27 protein-coding genes and 1 pseudogene are annotated in these 23,170 nt (G+C 41.5%); 17 read left to right on the top strand and 11 right to left on the bottom strand.

The genetic code is table 11. The annotated features are described in order from the left end of the window. Window positions 1-36: 36 nt before the first annotated feature. Window positions 37-705, top strand: coding sequence for an MIP/aquaporin family protein (locus DF216_RS08165; protein ID WP_070568291.1), 669 nt, complete (start codon window positions 37-39; stop codon window positions 703-705). A 217-nt stretch (window positions 706-922) separates the two neighbouring features. Here DF216_RS08165 and queF read toward each other — a convergent pair whose 3' ends face one another. From queF to DF216_RS08130, 7 genes are all read right to left on the bottom strand, one after another. After that, the gene (queF, locus tag DF216_RS08160; protein WP_000082582.1) at window positions 923-1,414 is read right to left on the bottom strand and encodes a preQ(1) synthase; all 492 of its coding nucleotides are present in this window, start codon (window positions 1,412-1,414) and stop codon (window positions 923-925) included. 17 nt (window positions 1,415-1,431) lie between these two features. Beyond that, window positions 1,432-2,148, bottom strand: coding sequence for a 7-carboxy-7-deazaguanine synthase QueE (gene queE / locus DF216_RS08155; protein ID WP_129326520.1), 717 nt, complete (start codon window positions 2,146-2,148; stop codon window positions 1,432-1,434). Then, window positions 2,141-2,584, bottom strand: a complete 444-nt coding sequence (gene queD / locus DF216_RS08150) for a 6-carboxytetrahydropterin synthase QueD (RefSeq protein ID WP_061454340.1) — start codon at window positions 2,582-2,584, stop codon at window positions 2,141-2,143. Before queD ends, queE begins: the two co-directional genes overlap by 8 nt. A 5-nt stretch (window positions 2,585-2,589) precedes the next feature. Beyond that, a complete protein-coding gene (queC, locus tag DF216_RS08145) occupies window positions 2,590-3,237 on the bottom strand; it encodes a 7-cyano-7-deazaguanine synthase QueC (RefSeq protein ID WP_129326519.1) in 648 nt (215 codons plus the stop codon). 202 nt (window positions 3,238-3,439) lie between these two features. Next, window positions 3,440-3,754 (bottom strand): thioredoxin, encoded by a 315-nt coding sequence (gene trxA, locus DF216_RS08140; protein ID WP_001029581.1) that lies wholly within the window; start codon window positions 3,752-3,754, stop codon window positions 3,440-3,442. A 14-nt stretch (window positions 3,755-3,768) separates the two neighbouring features. Further along, window positions 3,769-3,990 (bottom strand): DUF4649 family protein, encoded by a 222-nt coding sequence (locus tag DF216_RS08135; RefSeq protein WP_009730461.1) that lies wholly within the window; start codon window positions 3,988-3,990, stop codon window positions 3,769-3,771. Between the two features lie 99 nt (window positions 3,991-4,089). Further along, on the bottom strand, window positions 4,090-4,470 hold the full coding sequence (locus DF216_RS08130) for a MarR family winged helix-turn-helix transcriptional regulator (RefSeq protein WP_125827522.1): 381 nt from the start codon (window positions 4,468-4,470) through the stop codon (window positions 4,090-4,092). 196 nt (window positions 4,471-4,666) lie between these two features. On the opposite strand from DF216_RS08130, the gene DF216_RS08125 reads away from it, so the two are divergent. Both DF216_RS08125 and DF216_RS08120 read left to right on the top strand, forming a co-directional pair. Then, a complete protein-coding gene (locus tag DF216_RS08125) occupies window positions 4,667-5,041 on the top strand; it encodes a CidA/LrgA family protein (protein ID WP_000781325.1) in 375 nt (124 codons plus the stop codon). Further along, window positions 5,038-5,733, top strand: a complete 696-nt coding sequence (locus DF216_RS08120) for an LrgB family protein (RefSeq protein ID WP_001288937.1) — start codon at window positions 5,038-5,040, stop codon at window positions 5,731-5,733. The genes DF216_RS08125 and DF216_RS08120 overlap by 4 nt, the downstream gene beginning before the upstream one ends. A gap of 47 nt (window positions 5,734-5,780) precedes the next feature. Here the strand turns inward: DF216_RS08120 and DF216_RS08115 are convergent. The 4 genes and pseudogenes from DF216_RS08115 to DF216_RS08095 all read right to left on the bottom strand — a co-directional run bounded on the left by DF216_RS08115 (window position 5,781) and on the right by DF216_RS08095 (window position 9,025). After that, window positions 5,781-7,142: pseudogene (locus DF216_RS08115) on the bottom strand (IS3 family transposase). A gap of 73 nt (window positions 7,143-7,215) precedes the next feature. Continuing rightward, entirely contained in the window at window positions 7,216-7,944 is a 729-nt protein-coding gene (locus tag DF216_RS08105; RefSeq protein WP_125827520.1) for a hypothetical protein, read from the bottom strand. Window positions 7,945-7,959: 15 nt separating this feature from the next. Continuing rightward, entirely contained in the window at window positions 7,960-8,655 is a 696-nt protein-coding gene (locus DF216_RS08100; protein WP_125827519.1) for an ABC transporter ATP-binding protein, read from the bottom strand. A gap of 4 nt (window positions 8,656-8,659) precedes the next feature. Then, entirely contained in the window at window positions 8,660-9,025 is a 366-nt protein-coding gene (locus DF216_RS08095) for a GntR family transcriptional regulator (RefSeq protein ID WP_061454347.1), read from the bottom strand. A gap of 140 nt (window positions 9,026-9,165) precedes the next feature. Here DF216_RS08095 and nrdR point away from each other — a divergent pair, with 140 nt between their 5' ends. The 14 genes from nrdR (at window position 9,166) to DF216_RS08025 (ending at window position 23,165) form a co-directional block, all read left to right on the top strand. Next, window positions 9,166-9,639, top strand: a complete 474-nt coding sequence (nrdR, locus tag DF216_RS08090) for a transcriptional regulator NrdR (RefSeq protein WP_125827518.1) — start codon at window positions 9,166-9,168, stop codon at window positions 9,637-9,639. Further along, the gene (locus DF216_RS08085; protein ID WP_129326518.1) at window positions 9,640-10,803 is read left to right on the top strand and encodes a DnaD domain protein; all 1,164 of its coding nucleotides are present in this window, start codon (window positions 9,640-9,642) and stop codon (window positions 10,801-10,803) included. Further along, window positions 10,804-11,700 (top strand): primosomal protein DnaI, encoded by an 897-nt coding sequence (gene dnaI, locus DF216_RS08080; protein ID WP_129326517.1) that lies wholly within the window; start codon window positions 10,804-10,806, stop codon window positions 11,698-11,700. Continuing rightward, complete coding sequence (locus tag DF216_RS08075) at window positions 11,697-12,410, top strand: NADPH-dependent oxidoreductase (RefSeq protein WP_129326516.1); 714 nt, start codon at window positions 11,697-11,699, stop codon at window positions 12,408-12,410. Before dnaI ends, DF216_RS08075 begins: the two co-directional genes overlap by 4 nt. 13 nt (window positions 12,411-12,423) lie before the next feature. Then, a complete protein-coding gene (gene der, locus DF216_RS08070) occupies window positions 12,424-13,734 on the top strand; it encodes a ribosome biogenesis GTPase Der (RefSeq protein WP_084971241.1) in 1,311 nt (436 codons plus the stop codon). Window positions 13,735-13,851: 117 nt separating this feature from the next. Further along, window positions 13,852-14,901, top strand: a complete 1,050-nt coding sequence (locus tag DF216_RS08065; RefSeq protein WP_240659324.1) for a DUF2971 domain-containing protein — start codon at window positions 13,852-13,854, stop codon at window positions 14,899-14,901. 199 nt (window positions 14,902-15,100) lie between these two features. Further along, on the top strand, window positions 15,101-15,949 hold the full coding sequence (locus tag DF216_RS08060) for a TPM domain-containing protein (RefSeq protein ID WP_129326514.1): 849 nt from the start codon (window positions 15,101-15,103) through the stop codon (window positions 15,947-15,949). Window positions 15,950-16,113: 164 nt separating this feature from the next. Next, complete coding sequence (locus DF216_RS08055) at window positions 16,114-16,710, top strand: LemA family protein (protein ID WP_071851266.1); 597 nt, start codon at window positions 16,114-16,116, stop codon at window positions 16,708-16,710. Window positions 16,711-16,834: 124 nt separating this feature from the next. Then, complete coding sequence (locus DF216_RS10975) at window positions 16,835-17,173, top strand: hypothetical protein (protein WP_129326513.1); 339 nt, start codon at window positions 16,835-16,837, stop codon at window positions 17,171-17,173. Window positions 17,174-17,192: 19 nt separating this feature from the next. After that, window positions 17,193-17,483, top strand: a complete 291-nt coding sequence (locus tag DF216_RS08045) for a hypothetical protein (RefSeq protein WP_129326512.1) — start codon at window positions 17,193-17,195, stop codon at window positions 17,481-17,483. Window positions 17,484-17,626: 143 nt separating this feature from the next. Then, entirely contained in the window at window positions 17,627-18,382 is a 756-nt protein-coding gene (locus tag DF216_RS08040; protein WP_129326511.1) for a DNA alkylation repair protein, read from the top strand. Window positions 18,383-18,508: 126 nt separating this feature from the next. Next, on the top strand, window positions 18,509-21,022 hold the full coding sequence (secA, locus tag DF216_RS08035; protein WP_129326510.1) for a preprotein translocase subunit SecA: 2,514 nt from the start codon (window positions 18,509-18,511) through the stop codon (window positions 21,020-21,022). Between the two features lie 78 nt (window positions 21,023-21,100). Next, window positions 21,101-22,132 (top strand): 3-deoxy-7-phosphoheptulonate synthase, encoded by a 1,032-nt coding sequence (locus DF216_RS08030; protein ID WP_129326509.1) that lies wholly within the window; start codon window positions 21,101-21,103, stop codon window positions 22,130-22,132. Between the two features lies 1 nt (window position 22,133). Then, window positions 22,134-23,165, top strand: a complete 1,032-nt coding sequence (locus DF216_RS08025) for a 3-deoxy-7-phosphoheptulonate synthase (protein WP_129326508.1) — start codon at window positions 22,134-22,136, stop codon at window positions 23,163-23,165. Window positions 23,166-23,170 lie beyond the last annotated feature (5 nt).

Genomic DNA, 23,170 nt, shown 5'->3' with positions numbered 1-23,170 from the left:
TAGACTAATACATAGTTTGAAAAAAGGAGACTTATCATGAAAAAATTTGTTGCTGAATTAATCGGTACATTTATGCTTGTGTTCATTGGAACAGGAGCTGTTGTTTTTGGAAATGGTCTTAATGGCCTTGGACACCTTGGAATTGCTTTTGCCTTTGGTTTGGCAATTGTGGTTGCAGCTTACTCAATCGGAACTGTTTCAGGTGCTCACTTGAACCCAGCAGTTTCGATCGCTATGTTTGTAAACAAACGTTTGTCATCTTCAGAACTTGTAAACTACATCCTTGGACAAGTAGTTGGAGCTTTCCTTGCGTCAGCTGCAGTATTCTTCCTCTTGTCTAACTCAGGCATGTCAACTGCTAGTCTTGGTGAAAATGCCTTGGCAAACGGTGTCACTGTCTTTGGCGGTTTCTTGTTTGAAGTCATCGCAACTTTCTTGTTTGTCCTAGTTATCATGACGGTAACATCAGCAAGCAAAGGCAATGGCGCAATCGCTGGTTTGGTGATTGGTTTGTCATTGATGGCCATGATTCTTGTGGGCTTGAACATTACTGGCCTTTCAGTAAACCCAGCTCGTAGCTTGGCACCTGCTGTCTTGGTAGGTGGCGCAGCTCTTCAACAAGTTTGGATTTTCATCCTTGCGCCAATCGTTGGTGGCGTTCTTGCAGCCCTTGTTGCGAAAAACTTTCTTGGAACAGAAGAATAATTGAAACTCAAAAAGCCTTGCTCCTCAGTTTGAGGAACAGGGCTTTTTCGTATGATACTCTTCGAAAATCTCTTCAAACCACGTCAGGTTCCATCTGCAACCTCAAAACAGTGTTTTGAGCTGACTTCGTCAGTCTTATCTACGACCTCAATGCAGTGCTTTGAGCAACCTGCGGCTAGCTTCCTAGTCTGCTCTTTGATTTTCATTGAGTATGAGTTTAGCGGTTGTCAATTTTCTCTGGATAAAGGTCGTGTTGGAAGAGACGCTGTTCTGCCAATCCTTCATACTTAGTTCCAGGTCTACCGTAGTTGTAGTAAGGGTCGATTGAGATGCCACCGCGCGGAGTGAATTTTCCCCATACCTCTAAATAGCGAGGATCTAGCAGATTAACCAAGTCTTTTCCGATGGTGTTGATACAGTTTTCGTGAAAATCTCCATGATTTCGATAGCTAAAGAGGTAGAGTTTGAGGGATTTTGATTCGACGCAGAGCTTGTCAGGAATGTAGGAAATATAAATGGTCGCAAAGTCTGGCTGAGCGGTGATTGGGCAAAGCGAGGTAAATTCAGGACAGTTGAATTTGATAAAATAGTCATTTTCAACATGACGATTGTCAAAAGATTCAAGGACTTCTGGTTGATAGTCAAAAATGTAGTTGGTTTCTTTGTTGCCCAGTAGGCTTAGGTTTTTCATTTCTTCTTGTTGTGACATGATTTTTTCTTTCTAATTTAAACACCACGTTGGTTGTCGTAGAGGAGGGTATGGAGTTGGGGAAGGACGCGGACATTGCCCCAGCTATCGTCAGCAGCGACGCGTTCCCAGAGTTCTTTGAGGCGGTCTAGTTGGTCTTGGACAATATTGCCTGTAGCCTTGGGCTCAGGATTTCCAGCCGATAAGAAGAGGACATCTGGTTGGTAACGTTCTTGAATCCCTTTAGCAAAGGCCAAATCTGCATCGTCAAAGACAGGAATTTTAAAGGTGACCTTGTCTGGATCCAGTTGGGAAACGATAAAGTCCAAGGTCTCGAAGTTGACTTCCATCTTGGATGAAGGAGGCTTGGGACTCAGAGTGACCTGATCGATGTCTTTTAACCAATTTTGCCAGCGGGAGCCTTGGGTCTCAACAGCTAGAGTGACTCCACGTTCCTTGAGCTTGGTGACGAGTTGAGCCATGTTGGCTGCTAGGACAGCAGGATTTCCGCCAGACAGGGTTACATAGTCGTAGCTTCCTAGCTTGTCTAATTCAGCAATGACCTCGTCAGCGGTCATGCGAGTTGGTTTTTCAGAACCATCCCAAGTAAAGGCAGAGTCGCACCAGTCGCAGTGGTAGTCGCAACCAGCAGTACGGACAAACATGGTTTTCTGCCCGATAGCACGACCTTCACCTTGAAAGGTTGGGCCGAAAATTTCCAGAACAGGTAGTTTGAGGACACGTTCCCTAGTCATCTAACCACTCCCGTCTAAACTCTGCAAAGGCAGTCGGAGTCTCATAGAGGCGAACATATTCCAAACGGAGACCACGCTCATCTGGTAACTCTTGACTCATGGTTTGAAAAATCCAGTAAACCATATTTTCAGCAGTCGTGTTCATATAAGGCAGGGTTTCATTGAGATAGCGATGGTCCAAGTGGGGCTCTAAGTAGCTCTTGTAGATGGCTTTGATATCTCCGAAATCATAAGTCATACCCCGTTCATCTAAAAATCCACTGACAGCAATCTGCAAATGATAAGTATGGCCATGCAAGGATTTGCATTTTCCTTCATAGTGAAAGAGGTGGTGGGCAGCATCGAAGGTAAATTCTTTTGATACCAAGGTTCTGTGAGGATTGTAGACAAGGGACTCCCCAGTTTCCTGTTTGATTTCTTTGGGTGCAAAAAACATTAGCCCTATCCTTTCTGTGAGAGATAAACATCTAAACCATGTTGACGTAAGTGACAGGCTGGACAATCACCGCAGCCACTTCCGATAATCCCATTGTAGCAGGTCAAGGTCTTTTCACGAACGTAGTCAAAGGCACCGAGTTGATCGGCTAACTCCCAAGTTTCAGCTTTATCTAGCCACATGAGAGGTGTTTGGATAACAAAGTCGTAATCCATGGCAAGGTTGAGGGTAACATTGAGGGATTTGACAAAGACATCCCGGCAGTCAGGATAGCCTGAGAAATCTGTCTCGCAGACACCCGTCACGATATCCTTAATGCCTCGTTGTTTAGCAAGAACTGCCGCAAAGGATAGAAAGAGGTGGTTGCGACCGTCAACGAAGGTATTGGGAACTTCTCCCTCTTTTTGCTCGATTTCCAGATTAGAGGTTAAGGCATTTTCAGTGATTTGTCCCAGCAGAGACATATCTAGGATATGATGACGAATGCCCTGTTCCTTAGCGATTTCTCTAGCAACTTGAATTTCGAGATGATGGCGTTGGCCGTAGGCAAAGGTGACGGCTTCGACCGTTTCATAGTGTTCTTTAGCCCAAAAGAGGCAGGTTGTAGAATCTTGACCGCCACTAAAGACGACCAAGGCTGATTGACGTTTCATAGTACTCCTTCCAAAGTGGGACATGTTCAGAGCACGCAAAAAGCTCCCTTGAGGGGAGCTAAAAAATACCAAGTAGAGGTTTTTTTTAGCGATGGCATGTCCCAAACATCGTAATATTCTACCTACAGTCTAGCATATTTTTTGAAAAATGGCAAAGGGCAAGAAAAAAGAGACCAAATGAAGCACTTGGTCTCTAATGTGATTAACTTAATTCAGCAACGATGGCCTTGATTTGTTCTGCAGTGTGAACACCTGCAACTTGTTTCACAACTTGGCCGTCTTTTTTGAAGAGAAGGGTTGGGATAGACATGATACCAAATGCACGAGCTGTATTTGGATTTTCATCTACGTCCATTTTAACGATTTTCAAGACATCTTCTGAAAGTTCTTCAGACAATTTGTCCAAGATTGGACCTTGCATACGACATGGACCACACCAAGTTGCCCAGAAGTCTACCAAGACCAAACCGTCTTTTGTTTCTTGTTCAAATGTTGCATCTGTAATTGCTTTTGCCATTGTATTTCTCCTTTTTAATTGTATTGGCTTAAATCTTGTTTCATGAGATAGAAGAAGACATCTCCATATGTCCCATGGTAGTCCAAATCATGACCATTGTAGGTTAATTTTTGGACTGGGTAGTAGTCTGCGACGCCGATAAGGCAGGCTTGTTGGGAACGTTCAAAGTCTTCATAAGACTCAAAAGTCATGGTTCTCTCTTGCTTGCTGGCGTCTAGATAGGTAATTTCGATCATATAAAACTCCTTTATTCGATCTTGATTTTATTGTACTCCTTGAAAAGAGGAATGTCAAGAAAAATGATTGCGCACGCAACTTTTTTTAAAAAAATATGATTAAGAAATGAAGTCAAGACTCGTTTCCAGTCTTTCTTCGACGGCCTTTTGCAGGTAAGCTAGGGTTGTTTGTCCCTCGTCAGTCAGGCAGATAAAACTAGCCCGTCTATCTTGATCGCAACATCGGCGACTAAGCAAACCGCAGTTTTTCTCTTCCAAGCGAGCAACCATTCTAGAAACAGCGCTCGGACTGAGATGGAGTTTATCGGGTAAATCAATCTGTCGTAAGGATTTTTCATTAGCTAGATCCAGATAGTAGAGTAGGTAAAACTCTTTCAAGTTCAACCTTTGTTCACTCTGCTGGGCGATGGTTTCTTCCAACATGGCTTCCATTTCCTTTTGACGGCGGTTGTAGTCAAACCACTTTTCCAAATAGGTCATTGCTTTCTCCTTTCTTTTCAAAGTAAAAATCACAAAGTCATTACTGACTATCTTTGTAACACAAGATGATTGCGCATGCAATGATTATACTACTTTTATCTAATCCATGCAAGAAAGAAAAATTTCGATATTTCCTTGAAATTTTCTGAAAAAAGAGTAAACTGGTATGCAAGAATTCTATTTCAAGGAGTTTAGGATGAAATTATATGTTCAATTAATGATTCTTTTTGTGATTTCTCTAATCGGTGAAGGAATCTCCAGTTTCTTTCATCTGCCCATCCCAGGCAGTATTATCGGTTTGATTATTCTTTTTCTAGCCCTACAGTTCAAGTGGCTGAGAACGAGGCATGTCAATATGGTTGGGAATTTCTTGCTGGCCAATATGACCATTCTCTTTTTGCCGCCAGCAGTGGGTATCATGGAAAAGTTTGATGTGATTGCCCCCTATCTCTTGCCCATCGTCTTAATTGTCTTTTTTGCAGCTGTCATCAATATTATCCTCATCGCCCTAGTGGTTCAGTTCATCAAGAGACGATTTGAGGGAGATTATGAGAAAGGAGACGCCAAATGAGTGAATTTGTTTCCAATCCCCTGTTTGGGATTGCTCTGTCTATCCTAGCTTATCTAGTGGGAATGTTGATTTACAGGCGTTTCCCCCATCCATTGACAACACCCTTGCTGTTGTCGGCTATTTTTATCATTATTTTCCTTAAGGTGACGGGTATTTCTTATCAAGATTACTACCAAGGTGGGGTTTATTTGAACAACTTGATCGTCCCATCGACGGTAGCTCTAGGGATTCCGCTTTATAAGAGTTTTCATCTGATGAAGCACCATGCTCGGAGTATTCTCTTTGGTAGTCTGTTAGCAGTAGTTGTCAATACTAGCTTCACTGCCATAGTGGCGAAAATCTTTGGCATGGACTTCTTCCTAGCCATTTCTCTCTTTCCAAAGTCAGTGACAACCGCTATGGCAGTGGGGATCACAGAAAAATTGCAAGGCTTGACGACAGTAACCTTGGTCGTCGTAGTGGCGACTGGGATCTTGACTAGTGTTATCGGACCAACACTTTTGAAGTGGTTGAAGATAGATGATCCGGTAGCTGTTGGACTTTCTCTTGGAGGGACAGGGCATGCTGTCGGAACGGGTACAGCCTTTCGATACGGTTCTGTCGCGGGAGCCATGGGCGGTTTGGCTATCGGTGTCACTGGTATTCTCTATGTCTTTGTCAGTCCTATTGTAGCCAGTTTGATATTGAGTTAAATCAAAACCCAGCTTTTGTACTGACCCCAAAAAGTTAGACGGTTAATTTATCCGAAGGATTTAGTTCTGTATTGCACAGGACTGAGTCCTTTTAGTTTGACTTTAATTCGTTTATTGTTGTAGTAATCAATATAGTCTACAATAACTTGTTCCAATTGCTTAAGCGACTGAAACGACTTCTCATAACCATAAAACATTTCGGATTTCAAAATACCGAAGAAGGACTCCATCATACCATTGTCTGGGCTGTTGCCCTTGCGTGACATGGATGCTTGAATTCCCTTACTCTCTAGGAACCGATGATAAGAATCGTGTTGGTATTGCCAGCCTTGGTCGCTGTGTAAAATAGTATTCTCATAATGTTTCTCTGTGAAGGCCTGTTCCAACATGACTTTTACTTGTTCTAAATTAGGAGAACAAGAAAGATTAAAAGCAATAATTTCACTGTTAAATCCATCTAAAACAGGCGATAAATAGAGTTTCTGTGTGCTATTTGGAATGGCAAACTCTGTCACATCCGTATAGCACTTTTCCATTGGCCTTGATGCTTCAAACTGGCGTTGAATGAGATTCTCTGCTTTCTTGCCAATCTCTCCTTGGTATGAAGAATACTTTCGTTTCCGATGAATTCGGGTACTTAAACCAAGTATCTTCATCAGACGTTGGACCTTCTTATGATTCACTACAAAACCGCGATTTCTTAGTTCAAGATTAACTCTCCGATAGCCATAATTTCCTTTATGGTCATTATAAATGGCCTGAATTTCGGTTTTAAGCTCTTTATCTTTATCAAGCCCATCCAGTTGCTTCAACTGATAATAGTAAGTCGAGCGAGCTAAACGAGCTGTTTCAAGAAGTAAATCTAATCGAAATCCTCCTGCAACCATTTCTCTAACTGTCTCTGCCTTTCTCTCTCTAAGGCTTCGTCCCTTTCCTCTAACTCTTTTAACTTTTTTAGGTAGGCCACCTCAGTCCGTAAGCGTTCATTCTCCTCTTGAAGTCGTTCTAATTCTGTCATCTCTTCCCAAGTTTTCTTCCGTTTACGTCCCATTTTAGCAGGTCTCCCTCTTGTTTTCTCAACAATAGTATACCCGTTTTTCTTGTATTGCGCCAGCCAATTTGTCAACAGCGAACGGTCGGGTAAAGCCTTATCTAAAGCTACACTTCTTTGCGAACGACCTTCCAGCAGAACTTTATCAATCATTTCTTGTTTTAGTTCTGGAGAATAATAACGATTCTTCCCTTTTTTAACGATTTCTATTCCATAACGGTCAATTAATGTCACCATGTACTTTAGACCGGCAACATCCACTCCAAATCTTTTGAAATCTTTTTGAAATCTGTTTGAAGCTTTGTCCTTGCTTTCTTAGTTCATAGATTTGAACTTTATCTTCATAACTCAATTTCATAATAAAACACCCCAAAAGTTAGATTTTTTCTGTCTAACTTTTGGGGTGCAGGCCATTTCTAGCTGGGAATTTTTTATTGCAAATTAACCTTGTTTTTCAAAATGTAGTAGGTACCAAGATAGTAGATAGCTGATAAAAAGAGATCGCGAAGAATTTCTGTACCAGCCATCACGTTAAAGTCATTGTCAACTCTTAAGAAGAGAGAAACATAACCAATAACGATTGAAATGACAATATAGGCTAAAATTCCCATTGCTGTTCGATACTCGTTAAAGAGTTGTCCGATAGAGATGGAGAGGTAAATGGATAAAATCCATGCGATTGAACCGACAAATAGTGATAGGGCATACAGCCAGCCGTAGCTGATGTAATTGGAAATGAAGTCATAGAGGATAGTGAAGTCTTTTTTAACTGGTGTTAAGAAGAAGATAATCAATATACTCAAGATAAAGACGACACAACCTAAGATGTACCAGACAAGGGCACTGAAGAGTTTTGCGGTGATGATTTGGTGCTCAGAGACAGGCAAGGTCAAGGTCAAGTACCCTTGGCGGTCATAAACACTACCCTTGAATCTTCGGATGATTAAAAAGATCGTCGCAATCAAAAGAGTAACGCTGAGCCCACCAAAAACTAGTACTAAAAAGAAGATGAAATAAGCAGCATTGTTAGGATTGTAACTCTGGCTAAGACTGCTAATAAAAGCTCCAATCAAAACTGAAATTGCAAGTACAGCACCGTAGAGTGCCAGATACCATTTATTGACATTTTTAAATTCATAACGAACTAGATTCCAAAACATAATAATCTCCTTTGCTTAGGCTTTAAATTCCTGGCGGAAGAGCTGGTCAATTGATTCGCCTGACTCGTAACGAATATCATCAACATTTCCTTGGCGGACGACTTTTCCGTCTTTGAGGAAGATAATCTCATCCAAGATTGGCTCAATATCTGAAATCAAGTGGGTTGAAATCAGTACCGTAGAAGTTGGTGAGTAGTTATTGATGATGGTATTGAGGATATAATCACGGGCAGCTGGATCCACGCCTCCGATTGGTTCGTCAAGAACGTAGAGGCGGGCTTCACGGCTCATAACCAGAATGAGTTGGACCTTTTCCTTGTTCCCTTTTGATAGTTTCTTGAGGCGACTGTTTTCATCAATACCGAGATCGGCTAAAAGGTGTTGGGCTTTTTCGAGATTGAAATCCTGATAGAAGGTTTTAAAATAGGTTAGAGCATCCTTTACCTTCATTTGCTCATTCAGATAAGTCGTGTCTGGTAGATAAGAGACAATCGCCTTGGTAGCAGGACTTGGCTCCATGCTGTTAATGAGGACACGACCTTGGTCTGGTTGGAGAAGTCCATTGATTAGTTTGATCAAGGTTGTTTTTCCAGAACCGTTTGGTCCAAGGAGACCGACGATTTTCCCAGCGGGAATCTCAAGGGAAATATTGTTGAGGGCTGCTGTAGAACCATAAGATTTGGATACATTTTCAAATGCTAGTAATGTCATACTTTTAAACTCCTTTAATATAACCGCTTAATACAGAGGGTAAGTCTTCACGATTGTAACCGAATTGAAGCATGCCAGTTACAAAATCTTGTAGTTGCTCCTCAGATAGTTGCTTGCGAGTTTGGACAATTAAGTCCCGATCCTCTGTCACAAAGCGTCCGGTTGTACGCTTGCTGTAGACCAAGCCTTCACGTTCAAGATCAGACAAGGCACGTTGGATAGTATTGGGATTGACCCCAGCCTCACTTGCCAGCTCTCTCACGGTTGGGAGCTGTTGGTTGGGTTCCAGTTTATGGGAAACAATATCTAGTTTGATTTTTTCCATAATCTGCAAATAGATTGGTTTTGTATTATCAAAAATCCAGGACATCATAGTCTCCTTTCTTTACCTTTATTGTTCTAATAAAATAATACAATAAAACAAAAAACTTGTCAAGTAAAAATAAGAATTGTTTTGGGAATTGCTCAAAAAATGGTATAATGAAAAGAAAACGACAAGGAGGAAAATGCATGCGTTGTCCAAAATGTGGGGCTAGCAAGTCTAGTGTTGTGGATAGTCGACAAGCCGAAGAAGGAAATACCATCCGTCGAAGACGTGAGTGCGATGAGTGTCAGCATCGTTTTACGACCTATGAACGAGTAGAAGAAAGAACGCTGGTTGTCGTCAAGAAAGACGGTACACGAGAACAATTTTCGAGAGATAAAATCTTTAATGGGATTATCCGTTCAGCCCAGAAGCGTCCTGTGTCAAGTGATGAAATCAACATGGTGGTCAATCGCATCGAGCAAAAACTCCGTAGTCGCAGTGAGAATGAAATCCAAAGTGAATATATTGGGGCTTTAGTCATGGAAGAATTGGCGGAGCTTGATGAGATTACCTATGTTCGTTTTGCCAGTGTTTACCGTAGCTTTAAGGATGTGAGTGAGTTGGAGAGTCTGCTCCAGCAAATCACCCAGTCCTCTAAAAAGAAAAAGGAAAAGTAAATGAAGCCAAATGACCATTTTTCTTTTCTAAAGAATAATCGGGTGTCGCAAGATACCTTTTCTCTGGTGCAGTGCTACCTCCCGATTATCGGTCAGGAGGCGCTGAGCCTCTATCTATATGCCATTACCTTTTGGGATGGCGGGCAAAAGGAACACCTTTTTGCTAACATTCTTAATCATTTAAACTTCGGGATGAATACGCTCCTCCAGTCCTTTAAAATCTTATCTGCTTTGGACTTGTTGACTCTTTATCAAAAGGGAGAGACCTATGAATTGCTAATATATTCTCCCCTCTCCAGTCAGGAATTTCTAAGTCATTCTGTCTATAGCAGGCTATTGGAGAGAAAGATTGGGGATACTGCGTTTGCTTCCCTGAAACAGATTCCAAGCGAGGGAGAAGCACTCTCCGTTTCTTTGAGCCAAGTCTTTCCAAACCTGACCGAAGAAGTGACTCCAACCGAGTCTAAAATCAAGATGAAAAATGATTTTGACTTGGAACATTTTCAGAAGCTGATGGCTCGAGATGGTCTGCGTTTTGAAAATGAGCAGGCAGATGTTTTGGAATTGTTTGCCATTGCAGATGAAAAAAAATGGACCTGGTTTGAAACCTATCAATTAGCCAAGGCGACTACAGTGGCTCAGGTAATTTCAGTCAAACGCATGCGTGAAAAGATAGCACAAAAACCAGTGTCTTCTGACTTTAGCCCCAAAGAAATAACCATTATCAGAGAAGCAAAGAATAAAACTCCCTTGCAATTCTTAGCGGAAATCAAGCAAACACGTAAGGGAAACATCACCCAGAGTGAAAGAGAACTCCTTCACCAGATGGCGTCTTTAGGCTTGCTGGACGAAGTTATCAATATCGTCTTACTTTTAACCTTTAACAAGGTTGATTCGGCCAATGTCAATGAAAAATACGCCATGAAGGTCGCCAACGACTATGCCTATCGTAAGATTCGGACAGCAGAGGAAGCCGTGCTTCGGATTCGAGAACACCAGCAAAAAGGGCAAGAAGAACAGAAAAACAAGGCCAGCTCAACTAAGACAAATGTTCCCAAGTGGAGCAATCCAGAATATAAAAATCAAACCAGCGAGGAAACTCGTTTGGAGCTAGAACGCAAAAAACAAGAAATGTTAGCCCGATTAGAAGAAGGAGGAGACTAGATGGAAAGTGTTGGTGACGTAATCAAACGTCAGTCAAGTCGTTTTCAGTATCAGGACCTAGTCCAGCAGATCATGAAGGACCCCGATGTAGCGGCTTTTATCCAGAAAGAATCCCTCAGCCAAGAGGAGTTAAATCGTAGCATCTCCAAGTTCAACCAATACATCACAGAACGAGATAAGTTTCTTCGTGGGGATACTGACTATATAGCGCGTGGCTACAAGCCTATCTTGGTCATGAATCATGGTTATGCAGATGTATCTTATGAAGAAACACCAGAACTAATCGCGGCTGAAAAAGAGGCAGCAATCAAGAATCGTCTCAAATTGATCAATCTACCAGCAAGTCTCAAGAAAGCGAAATTGGCTCAGATTGATCTGGATGACTTAGGACGTTTGCCTATTTTTGAGAGACTCTATGCCTTTGTTGACCTTTACCCTAGTATCCGAAAAGGTCTTTATCTTTATGGTGATTTTGGTGTCGGTAAGAGTTTCATGATGGCGGCCCTGGCCCATGACCTATCTGAAAAACGAGGTGCTTCAACAACCATTCTCCACTATCCAAGTTTTGTCATTGATGTGAAAAATGCTATTGGTGAAGGATCTGTGAAGACCTTGGTGGATGAGATCAAGTTAGCAGAAGTCTTGGTCTTGGATGATATTGGTGCAGAGCAATCCACCCCTTGGGTGCGTGATGAGATTCTCCAAGTCATTCTCCAGTATCGCATGCAGGAAGATTTGCCGACCTTCTTTACTTCCAACTTTAATTTCCAAGATTTGGAAAAACATTTTGCCAAAGGAAAAAATGGAAATGATGAAACTTGGGAAGCTAGACGGGTCATGGAACGGATTCGTTATTTAGCTGAGGAAACGAGACTAGAAGGAGAAAATCGCCGATGACAGAAACCATTAAACTGATGAAAGCTCATACTTCAGTTCGTCGCTTTAAGGAGCAAGAGATTTCTCAAGAACACTTAAATGAAATCTTGACTGCTGCTCAAATGGCGTCTTCTTGGAAAAATTTCCAATCTTATTCTGTGATTCTTGTACGTAGTCAAGAGAAGAAAGATGCCTTATATGAACTGGTTCCTCAGGAAGCCATTCGCCAGTCAGCTGCTTTCTTGCTTTTTGTCGGTGACTTGAACCGAGCTGAAAAGGGAGCAAACCTTCATACGGATGTTTTCCAACCTCAAGGAGTGGAAGGTCTCCTCATCACGTCTGTGGACGCGGCTCTTGCGGGGCAAAATACCTTGCTTGCAGCAGAGAGTCTGGGATATGGTGGCGTGATTATCGGTTTGGTCCGTTATAAGTCAGAAGAAGTGGCAGCGCTTTTTAACCTGCCTGACTATACCTACCCTGTTTTTGGGATTGCCCTCGGTGTGCCAAATCAACAACATGATGTCAAACCAAGACTGCCTTTGAACCAAGTGGTATTTGAAGAAGAATACCAAGAACAGCCAGTTGAAGCGATTTTGGACTATGACCAAGTACAGGCAGACTATGCTGGTGCGCGTGCGACGACCTCTTGGAGTCAGCGTTTGGCAGAGCAGTTTGGTCAAGCCGAACCTAGTTCAACTCGTAAGAATCTAGAACAGAAAAAGTTATTGTAGAAAGTGAGAAAACATGGCCTTACCAACTGTTGCCATTGTAGGACGTCCCAATGTTGGGAAATCAACCCTATTTAACCGAATCGCTGGCGAGCGAATCTCAATCGTAGAAGATGTCGAGGGTGTGACACGTGACCGTATCTATGCAACGGGGGAGTGGCTCAACCGTTCTTTCAGTATGATTGATACTGGAGGGATTGACGACGTCGATGCTCCTTTCATGGAGCAAATCAAACACCAGGCAGAAATCGCTATGGAAGAGGCAGATGTCATCGTCTTTGTGGTGTCTGGGAAAGAAGGAATCACGGATGCAGACGAGTACGTAGCTCGCAAACTCTATAAAACCCATAAACCTGTTATCCTAGCAGTTAACAAGGTTGATAATCCTGAGATGCGAAATGATATCTTTGATTTCTACGCGCTAGGTTTGGGAGAACCGCTGCCGATTTCGTCTGTCCACGGTATCGGTACGGGTGATGTACTGGATGCCATCGTGGAAAATCTACCACATGAAGTCGAAGAAGAAAATCCAGACGTGATTAAATTTAGCTTGATTGGCCGTCCTAACGTTGGAAAATCAAGTTTGATCAACGCCATTTTGGGAGAAGACCGTGTGATTGCTAGTCCAGTAGCTGGAACAACGCGCGATGCCATTGATACCCATTTTACAGATGCGGATGGACAAGAGTTTACCATGATTGATACAGCTGGTATGCGTAAGTCTGGTAAAGTCTACGAAAATACAGAAAAATACTCTGTCATGCGTGCCATGCGTGCCATTGACCGTTCAGATGTGGTCTTGATGGTCCTCAATGCCGAAGAAGGGATTCGTGAGTACGACAAGCGTATCGCAGGTTTCGCCCACGAAGCTGGTAAAGGAATGATCATCGTGGTCAACAAGTGGGATACTCTTGAGAAAGACAACCATACCATGAAGAACTGGGAAGAAGATATCCGTGAGCAGTTCCAATACCTGCCTTACGCACCGATTGTCTTTGTTTCAGCTCTTACCAAGCAACGACTTCACAAATTGCCTGAGATGATTAAGCAAATCAGCGAAAGTCAAAACACCCGTATCCCATCAGCTGTCTTGAACGATGTGATTATGGATGCCATTGCTATCAATCCAACACCGACAGACAAAGGAAAACGCCTCAAAATCTTCTACGCAACCCAAGTGGCAACCAAGCCACCAACCTTTGTCATCTTTGTCAACGAAGAAGAACTCATGCACTTCTCTTACCTGCGTTTCTTGGAAAATCAAATCCGAAAGGCCTTTGTCTTTGAAGGAACCCCGATTCATTTGATCGCAAGAAAACGTAAATAAAATGATAAAAAGGATTAAGTCCTAGTAATCAGTGATGAAAGAGTAATTGTATATGATTGCTCTTTTTTACTAAACAATATTGAGTATTTAAATAATTTTTAAATTTTTATAGAGGTGGTGACTTTATTGAAAATCATTCTAAAAGAGGACATTGAACTATATCGTTATTTGATTGCAAAGGTAACATTCTTACAGACGCATAAAGAATACCATTTGGTGGAGTCCTATCTCGATAGTAATTGTTTTTTAATTGCTAACCGGGCAACAGAAGAGAAAGTGTTTGTGGCGCTCTTTAAACAACCGACTAGGAAAACGGTAGAGGTAGAGTGTAAGAAGATTATGTTTATTCAAACCAGGAATACTAGGATTCCTGAAGGATTTGATGTAGAAAAGGCGGATAAAGGATTTAATGACCAGCTTGCCGAGAATATTCGACTGGGCTTTTTAGCACCAGATCAGTTAGTCGAGCAGTTTCAAGGAGTATTTAAAGAAGACGTTGAGAGGTATTTTAAAAAGGCAGAAGCAAGGATTCAAGCTGAGCGACAAGTTTTTGTGAAGTACTATGCCAAGGAAACGATTGAGAAGAATCCCTATCATGTGGTGGAAGGGAATGTGTCATTTAGCCATCCGAAGCATTTCAACGACCCGTTTGATTGTAATTGCTACTATGCGGATGGTCATTCGATGATGGATTTCTTCCGTGTGTTTTGTTTTACGCATGCTGCAGATAATATTTTAATGTGGTCCTATTACGCCAATAGCCACGCAGGTTATGCGCTTGAGTATTCGTATGCGAGTCTTTTGGATAAAATTCATTCCTTGAAGGTAGACGGACTCTGTGTATACGGCCCGGTGGAGTATATCGATAAACGTCCTAATACGAGAAGCAATAGCAACCAATTCTCTTATTCGAATCTGAATTTTTATATTAAGGCGACCTTTGCAAAATTCAAAGAGTGGCAACACGAGAGAGAATACCGCTTTGTGTGCATTCTGGATGAAAAAGCGGAAGCCGCGCAAGAAGTTCTTGGAGATTGGGTGCTCATTCCACAAGTGGATGTCGTGCAAGGATACGCTGGCTGTAACAATACAAAAATAAAAGTGAAGGCGCAGTACCCTATCCAAAAATTAGAAAAAGATATTTTAAATTACCAGTTAAAATCTTAATAGAAAAGTAAGTTCAATAAGAAAAAGAAAACACAAGGTCTTCTTTCTCTTATTGGGGTCGAGTTTTGGAAGACTTGTCATTAAATTAACATCAATTTCAGGGTTGCTGTCACAGTTTTGTAATGAAAATGCACTTTCTTTGTAAAAATCAAAATGCTATAATTCCTTAAATCAATTTTCCTTTATCAGGGAGGTTATTATGAAAAGAAGCAGATTATTTAAAAATAGTTTGTTGGTTCGCTTGCTTGGATTGCTGATGGTCTTTCTCTTCTTATCAGCATTCACTGCACCTGAAAAACCTGAGTACGGGATATATGATCCAAATCACTATTTGACTGACGCGACAATTAGTCAGATTCGAGAATTGAATAATGTCAATAGTCAAAAAGCGGAAACATTCCAAATAGGCGTTTATGTTGTGAAAAGCCTAGATGGAGAAACAATCGAAACAGTTGCCAATGAAACAGCTAGAGCTTGGAAGATTGGCTATTCGGGAGATAATCACGGTGTCTTGATTGTGCTTGCAGTTCAAGATAGAAAATCACGGATTGAAACCAGCAATAATGTGGCCAGTAAGATCACAGATTATCAGACTCACAGGTTCTTGACAACAGCACGCCCCTACTTTCAAAATGGTGACTACAACAAGGGAGTTCTCTCTATAGTAAACAATCTCAACTACATGTTCTATAGTGGTTCGAGTACACCTTCTTCAAGTTCTAAAAGTAGTTACGACTATGCTACTAATTCTAGTCGTCTAAGAGAAATTGAAAAGTATACCAGTGAGAGCCAATCTTCGAAACGGCATCGAAAAAGCAGTTCGAGCGACGGAGTTATCGGATTTGGAGCTCTGATTTACTTCATCGTCATGATTATTGGATTTATATTTGGAGGTCGTGGTGGTTCACGTGGAGATGATTCTGGCGGAGGCTGGTGGGGCGGTGACTCATCAGATTCAGGATCTTCTTGGTCAGACTCGGGCTCAGACTCATCTGGAGGCTGGGACGGCGGTGGCTTTGATGGTGGCGGTTCGTCTGATGACTGGTGAGTGACCCTATATAAATCTTAAACCGATTCCTCAAAGCAGTAAGGCAACTCCTTTGCAAAAGTTTACTCCTTAATTTAGAATAAAAAAACAAAGATTGGGAAATTGATTTAAAATCTGAGTCCTATCTCAGAAAAGTTGATAAAAGAAAGTGTTAAGGTTTTGATATGAAACAAAATAAAGTAATTCTCTCTATAGTGGCGATTTTCTTTGGACTACTAGTTTTGGGAAGTTGTTCCGCAGTGACGACCTATAATGGTCTGGTTGGTGAACAGACTAAAGTGGAGCAGGCTCAGGCCGATGTCTCAACAGCCCTCCAACGTCGTTCAGACTTGATTGGTAATTTGGTGGAGTCCGTTAAAGGACAAATGAATCATGAAACCGAAGTCTTTACCAAGATTGCGGATGCTAGAGCTAAAATCGGTAGTAGCTCAGTAACTTCGGAAGAAAACCAAAAGGCTCAGGGAGAATTGAGCTCTGCTCTTTCCCGCTTGATTTCCTTGACGGAGAATTATCCAGAACTCAAGAGCAATCAAAATGTTGAGCAACTGATGGTGGAACTTTCAGGAAGTGAAAATCGTATCTTTGTAGCACGTAAGGATTATAACAAGATCGCAGCCGAGTACAATCAAAAGTTGAGAAGTTTTCCAACCGTGCTTTTTGCAAATATGATGAACTTTAAAGAAGCTGAAACCTTCAAAGAAACAGAAGAAGCCAAGACAGTTCCTAAGGTCGATTTCGGAACATCTTCATCAAGTCAATAAAGTGAATCGACTATGAATAAAGGGATTTCTCTAGTATGACTAGTGATTTTAAACTCAAACCTGGAAAGCCTTTTCCAGGTTTTTTTTTGGTATAATAAAATAAAAAGAAATCTTGGAGAAAGCTATGCTAGGAAGACTTTTTCAACTCTTGGTCTTGTCACCATACTTTTATTTTTTTCATTGGATTGAGAAGGCAGATAAAGATAGTAAATATTTCGTGTTTTTCTATTACTTTTATTGGATTTATCTCCCTTTTTGGGCTTTATTCAGTATCGCTTTTACAATTTTTTCTTTGTTGATTTTCAATTTTATCTTGAAAAATCCCATGGATCTAACAAGATGGGGGATATGGATTATTTTAGTCTTCTTGTCTCTTGTGAATGACTGGAAAGTCTATGTCTGCCTGAAGAGAATGTTCAAGCTGAGACAGATCAATAACAGAGGCTCATCACAGAATAGCTAATTTTTAGAGGAGGTTTAAGATGTCAAAGGTAAGGCAGTTTATGTATAGCTATTACAAAATCTATATTCTTACGATTTGCTTTCTCTGGTTCCTCATGTTCTTTCTTCCTTGGGATTGGCAAATAGGAGGAGTTTCAATTTATTATTTCGTTATGAAAAAACTATTTGTTGTCTTTGGTGTATTGGCAATCTTTTTCTCAGTACTGACTAAAAAGATGAGTCTCTTCCTCTTTGGAGTGATCTTTTGTATGGCCTTCTGGATCAATCTCTTTTTGTACTTTGGCTTATTACCAGTATTTTTAGGAAATTAAACATTAAAAATTGTTGGACTAGATTTGCTTCTAGTCCTTTTTGCTTTCTTGTTAAAATAGTTGGAGATGTAAAAATGATTTTGTTGACGGACTATCTGTATGATATAATAAGTCCCGTAAACAGAAGATTAAGGGATTTGAAAATGGCGAAAAAAGTAAAGGATTATTATGACTTGTCTTATGCTAGGGATTTGAGTCGACGCTTGAAAGAAGCGTCCGTTGCCTTTGATGGACAAAAGTTTAGGCTGTTGTTAGAAAAAGACTTGGAAAATTTGGAGTTTAGCCAGCGTCAAGAACTCTTGGCTAAAAGTATCAAAGATTGCCTCCCCCTATCTTATCAGGACTCTCTCAAGGTTTTTGAGAAAATCTTAGGTCCTGAGTTAGAGGGTGGTTTAGGTATGTTCTCAGAAGGATATTGGCTTTGGCCAATTGGCAAATATATAGAGCTATATGGAGACAAGGAATTTGAATTGAGCGCGGCCTTTAGTAAGGAACTCACCAAGCGATTTACGGGAGAATTTTCCATGAGGCCCTTACTGGCTCGCTATCCTAAGGATACAATGGCTTTGCTGATAGAATGGAGTCAGGATGAAAACTTGCGCGTTCGTAGACTTGCCAGCGAGTGTATGCGTATCCGTCTGCCTTGGGCTAAGAGACAAACCGTGGTGTTAGATTATCTTGAGGATTTCACCACTATTCTGACCAATCTAAAGGAAGATAAAGACAAGTCCATTCAAAAAAGCGTAGCCAATAATCTAAATGATTTATACAAGGAAGACCCCGATAAGTTCGAAAGGATTCTTCAAATCTGGCAGAAGGAGGATCTAAGTCCCAGTTGTGCCTGGATTATCAAGCATGCATCACGAACAAAAAACAAAAAAATGCCGACAGAAGATTAAAAAAAGTGGATTTTAGAGATGTCTTTTTCCTTTGTAAAGTAAGGATTCTTTCTTGAAAAATGAGAGTAAATATGCTACAATTAAAAGAACATTCTAAAATCTTCAGAATTAAAAGTAAGGAAAATAATGGCTAATATTTTAAAAAAAATCATCGAAAATGATAAAGGTGAGATAAGAAAATTAGAAAAAATGGCAGACAAGGTCATGTCCTATGAAGAACAAATGGCAGCCTTGACCGATGAAGAACTGCAAGCAAAAACGGTTGAATTTAAGGAACGCTATGCAAATGGTGAAACGCTAGATCAACTCTTGTATGAAGCATTTGCGGTTGTCCGTGAAGGGGCTAAACGTGTTCTTGGACTCTTCCCTTATAAGGTCCAGGTCATGGGAGGGATCGTTCTTCACCACGGAGATGTACCTGAGATGCGTACAGGGGAAGGAAAAACCCTGACAGCGACTATGCCGGTATATCTGAATGCCTTGTCTGGAAAAGGAGTTCACGTAGTAACGGTCAATGAATACCTGTCTGAGCGTGATGCGACTGAAATGGGTGAACTCTATTCATGGCTTGGTTTATCAGTAGGGATTAACTTAGCAGCTAAGTCTCCGATGGAAAAAAGAGAAGCTTATGCATGTGATATCACCTACTCAACCAACTCAGAGATTGGATTTGACTACCTTCGTGATAACATGGTCGTTCGAGCTGAAAATATGGTACAACGTCCGCTTAACTATGCCTTAGTTGACGAGGTAGACTCGATTTTGATTGACGAAGCGCGTACGCCTTTGATCGTTTCAGGAGCCAATGCTGTCGAAACAAGTCAGCTGTATCATATGGCGGATCACTTTGTCAAATCTTTGGACAAAGATGATTATATCATTGACATTCAGTCTAAGACTATTGGTTTATCTGATTCAGGGATTGACAAGGCTGAAGACTACTTCAAACTGGAAAATCTCTACGATATTGAAAACGTGGCCTTGACCCACTTCATTGATAATGCCCTTCGTGCTAACTATATCATGCTTCTTGATATTGACTATGTGGTCAGCGAAGAGCAGGAAATCTTGATTGTCGATCAATTTACAGGTCGTACTATGGAAGGTCGTCGTTATTCTGATGGCTTGCACCAAGCCATCGAAGCCAAGGAAGGCGTGCCGATTCAAGACGAAACCAAGACTTCAGCTTCTATCACCTACCAAAATCTCTTCCGTATGTATAAGAAGTTGTCTGGTATGACGGGTACTGGTAAGACAGAGGAAGAAGAATTCCGTGAAATCTATAACATTCGTGTCATCCCAATCCCAACTAACCGTCCTGTTCAACGTATTGACCACTCTGACCTTCTTTATGCAAGTATTGAAGCAAAATTTAATGCTGTTGTTGAAGATGTCAAGGTTCGTTACCAAAAAGGACAACCTGTCTTGGTTGGTACTGTTGCCGTTGAAACCAGTGATTATATTTCTCAGAAATTGGTTGCAGCAGGAATTCCCCACGAAGTTTTAAATGCGAAGAACCACTACAAAGAAGCGCAAATCATTATGAACGCTGGTCAACGTGGTGCGGTTACCATCGCAACTAACATGGCCGGTCGTGGTACTGACATCAAGCTCGGTGAAGGTGTTCGTGAATTGGGTGGACTTTGTGTCATCGGTACAGAACGCCATGAGAGCCGTCGTATTGATAACCAGCTTCGTGGACGTTCAGGAAGACAAGGAGATCCAGGTGAGTCTCAATTCTACCTATCTCTTGAGGATGACTTGATGAAACGCTTCGGTTCAGACCGCTTGAAAGGTGTCTTTGAACGCCTCAATATGTCAGAAGAAGCTATTGAGTCCCGTATGTTGACCCGTCAGGTTGAAGCAGCTCAAAAACGCGTTGAGGGGAATAACTACGATACACGTAAACAAGTTCTTCAATACGATGATGTCATGCGCGAACAACGTGAGATTATCTATGCTCAGCGTTATGATGTTATCACTGCTGACCGTGACTTGGCTCCTGAGATTCACGCTATGATTAAACGTACGATCGGACGAGTTGTGGATGCTCATTCACGTTCTAAGGAAGAAGAAAAAATCAAAGCTATCTTGAACTTTGCTAAGTACAATCTGCTACCAGAGGGTTCTATTTCTGAGGAAGATTTGGCTGGTTTGTCAGATCGTGATATCAAAGATGAACTCTTCCAACGTGCCTTAAAGGTCTACGATAGTCAAATCTCAAAATTACGAGACGAGGACGCAGTCAAGGAATTCCAAAAAGTCTTGATTCTGCGTGTTGTGGATAACAAGTGGACAGACCATATTGATGCTCTTGACCAGTTGCGAAATGCTGTTGGACTTCGTGGCTATGCGCAAAACAACCCAGTTGTTGAGTACCAGGCAGAAGGTTTCCGCATGTTTAACGACATGATTGGGTCAATTGAATTTGACGTCACTCGTTTGATGATGAAAGCGCAAATCCATGAACAAGAAAGACCACAGACGGAGATTAATATTAGCACAACGGCTACTCGTAATATCGCAGCCCAGCGTGCAAATCTTCCAGCAGATGTGGACTTGAGCCAAATTGGGCGTAATGAACTTTGTCCATGTGGTTCAGGTAAGAAATTTAAGAATTGTCATGGAAGACGAAACTAATAAGACATAAGAACAGGCGGATACCTGGTGAAAATACATTTTTACTTGGTGTCCGTTTGCTTTATAAGGAGATGAATCATGGTATTTACAGCTAAAAGTCCTAAAATTAACATTGAAGAAGTTCGCGCCTTGTCAAAACTAGATGGTTTGGCTTATAAAAAAAAATACCAGCGTGATCAGGAATTGGAAGCCATCATCCGTGGAGAGGACCAGCGTATTCTCTTGGTGATTGGACCATGTTCATCTGATAATGAGGAGGCAGTCCTCGAGTATGCCAAGCGCTTGTCTGCCTTGCAAGAAGAAGTCAAAGACCGTATCTTTATGGTCATGCGGGTCTATACAGCCAAACCTCGTACCAATGGAGATGGCTATAAGGGCTTGATTCACCAACCAAACGCGACAGAAGCTCCTAGCTTGATCAATGGAATCAAGGCAGTTCGTCAGCTACACTACCGTGTGATTACCGAGACGGGTATGACAACTGCTGATGAGATGCTCTACCCAGAAAACCTTCCTTTGGTAGATGATTTGATTTCATATATGGCTGTTGGGGCTCGTTCAGTCGAGGACCAGCAACACCGTTTTGTAGCGAGTGGAGCAGACTTTTCAACAGGATTTAAAAATCCAACATCTGGAAATCTCAATGTTATGTTTAACGGGATTTACGCAGCGCAAAACAAGCAGAGTTTCCTCTTCCTCGGTAAAGAGGTGGAAACGACTGGGAATCCATTGTCTCATGCCATTCTTCGCGGTGCCTTGAATGAATATGGGAAAAATATTCCCAACTACTACTATGACAATTTAATGGATACCATAGCCCAGTATGAAAAGATGGGCTTGGAAAATCCTTTTATCATCATCGATACCAATCATGACAATTCGGGCAAGCAGTACATGGATCAAATCCGTATCGTTCGCCAGACCTTGATCAACCGTGACTGGAATGAGAAAATCAAAAAATACGTTCGTGGTTTTATGATTGAGTCCTATCTGGAAGATGGACGTCAAAATGAACCTGAAGTTTTTGGCAAGTCTATCACGGACCCTTGTCTAGGCTGGGATAATACAGAAGCACTTGTTCGTGAAATCTACCAAACGCTAGGAGAATAAGATGGCATTTATCGAAAAAGGTCAAGAAATAGATATTGAAGCAATTAAGGCTGCGACCCAGCTGTTACCTGAAGCCTTGCGAAAAAAAGAAGATCGTGATCGAGAATTGGCAGCCATCATCTCAGGTGAGGATGACCGAATCCTTTTGGTGATGGGGCCTTGTTCTTCTGATAATGAAGAGGCTGTTTTGGAATATGCTCGTCGCTTAGCGGACTTGCAGAAAAAAGTTGCGGATAAAATCTTTATCGTCATGCGTGTTTATACTGCCAAGCCTCGTACCAACGGAGATGGCTATAAGGGTATGATTCATCAGCCAAATGCTAGTGAGGCGCCTAGTCTCATCAATGGTTTGCAGGCAGTTCGTCAGCTCCATTACCGTGTGATTACCGAAACGGGCTTGACGACAGCTGATGAGATGCTCTATCCGTCAAATCTCGTTTTGGTTGATGATTTGGTCAGCTATCATGCAGTTGGAGCTCGTTCAGTGGAAGATCAAGAGCACCGTTTTGTGGCGTCTGGGATTGATGCTCCAGTTGGGATGAAAAATCCGACATCTGGGAACCTTGGAGTTATGTTTAATGCTATCTATGCAGCTCAAAACAAGCAAACCTTCCTTTACCATGGTCAAGAAGTGGAAACTTCAGGAAATCCCTTGGCCCACGTTATCCTTCGTGGAGCCATGAATGAATATGGAAAAAACGAACCCAACTTCTACTATGAAACTCTCTTGAATGCAATCAATCGCTATGAGACTATGGGACTTGAAAATCCCTTCATTATCATCGATACCAATCATGACAATTCAGGCAAGCAGTATATGGAACAAATTCGCATTGTTCGTCAAGCCTTGCTGAATCGTGATTGGAATGAAAAGATTAAAAAGACGGTTCGAGGCTTTATGATCGAATCTTACCTAGCAGATGGTCGCCAAAACCAACCAGAAATCTTTGGTTGTTCCATTACCGACCCTTGTCTAGGTTGGGAGAATACAGTAGCCTTGGTAGAAGAAATTTATACTACCTTAACAAAATAAGTGAA

The sequence above is a fragment of the Streptococcus oralis genome (assembly GCF_004127215.1).
Taxonomy (GTDB): domain Bacteria; phylum Bacillota; class Bacilli; order Lactobacillales; family Streptococcaceae; genus Streptococcus; species Streptococcus oralis_BD.
Note: the sequence above shows the minus strand (reverse complement) of the source record. Positions and strands in the feature narration are given on the sequence as shown.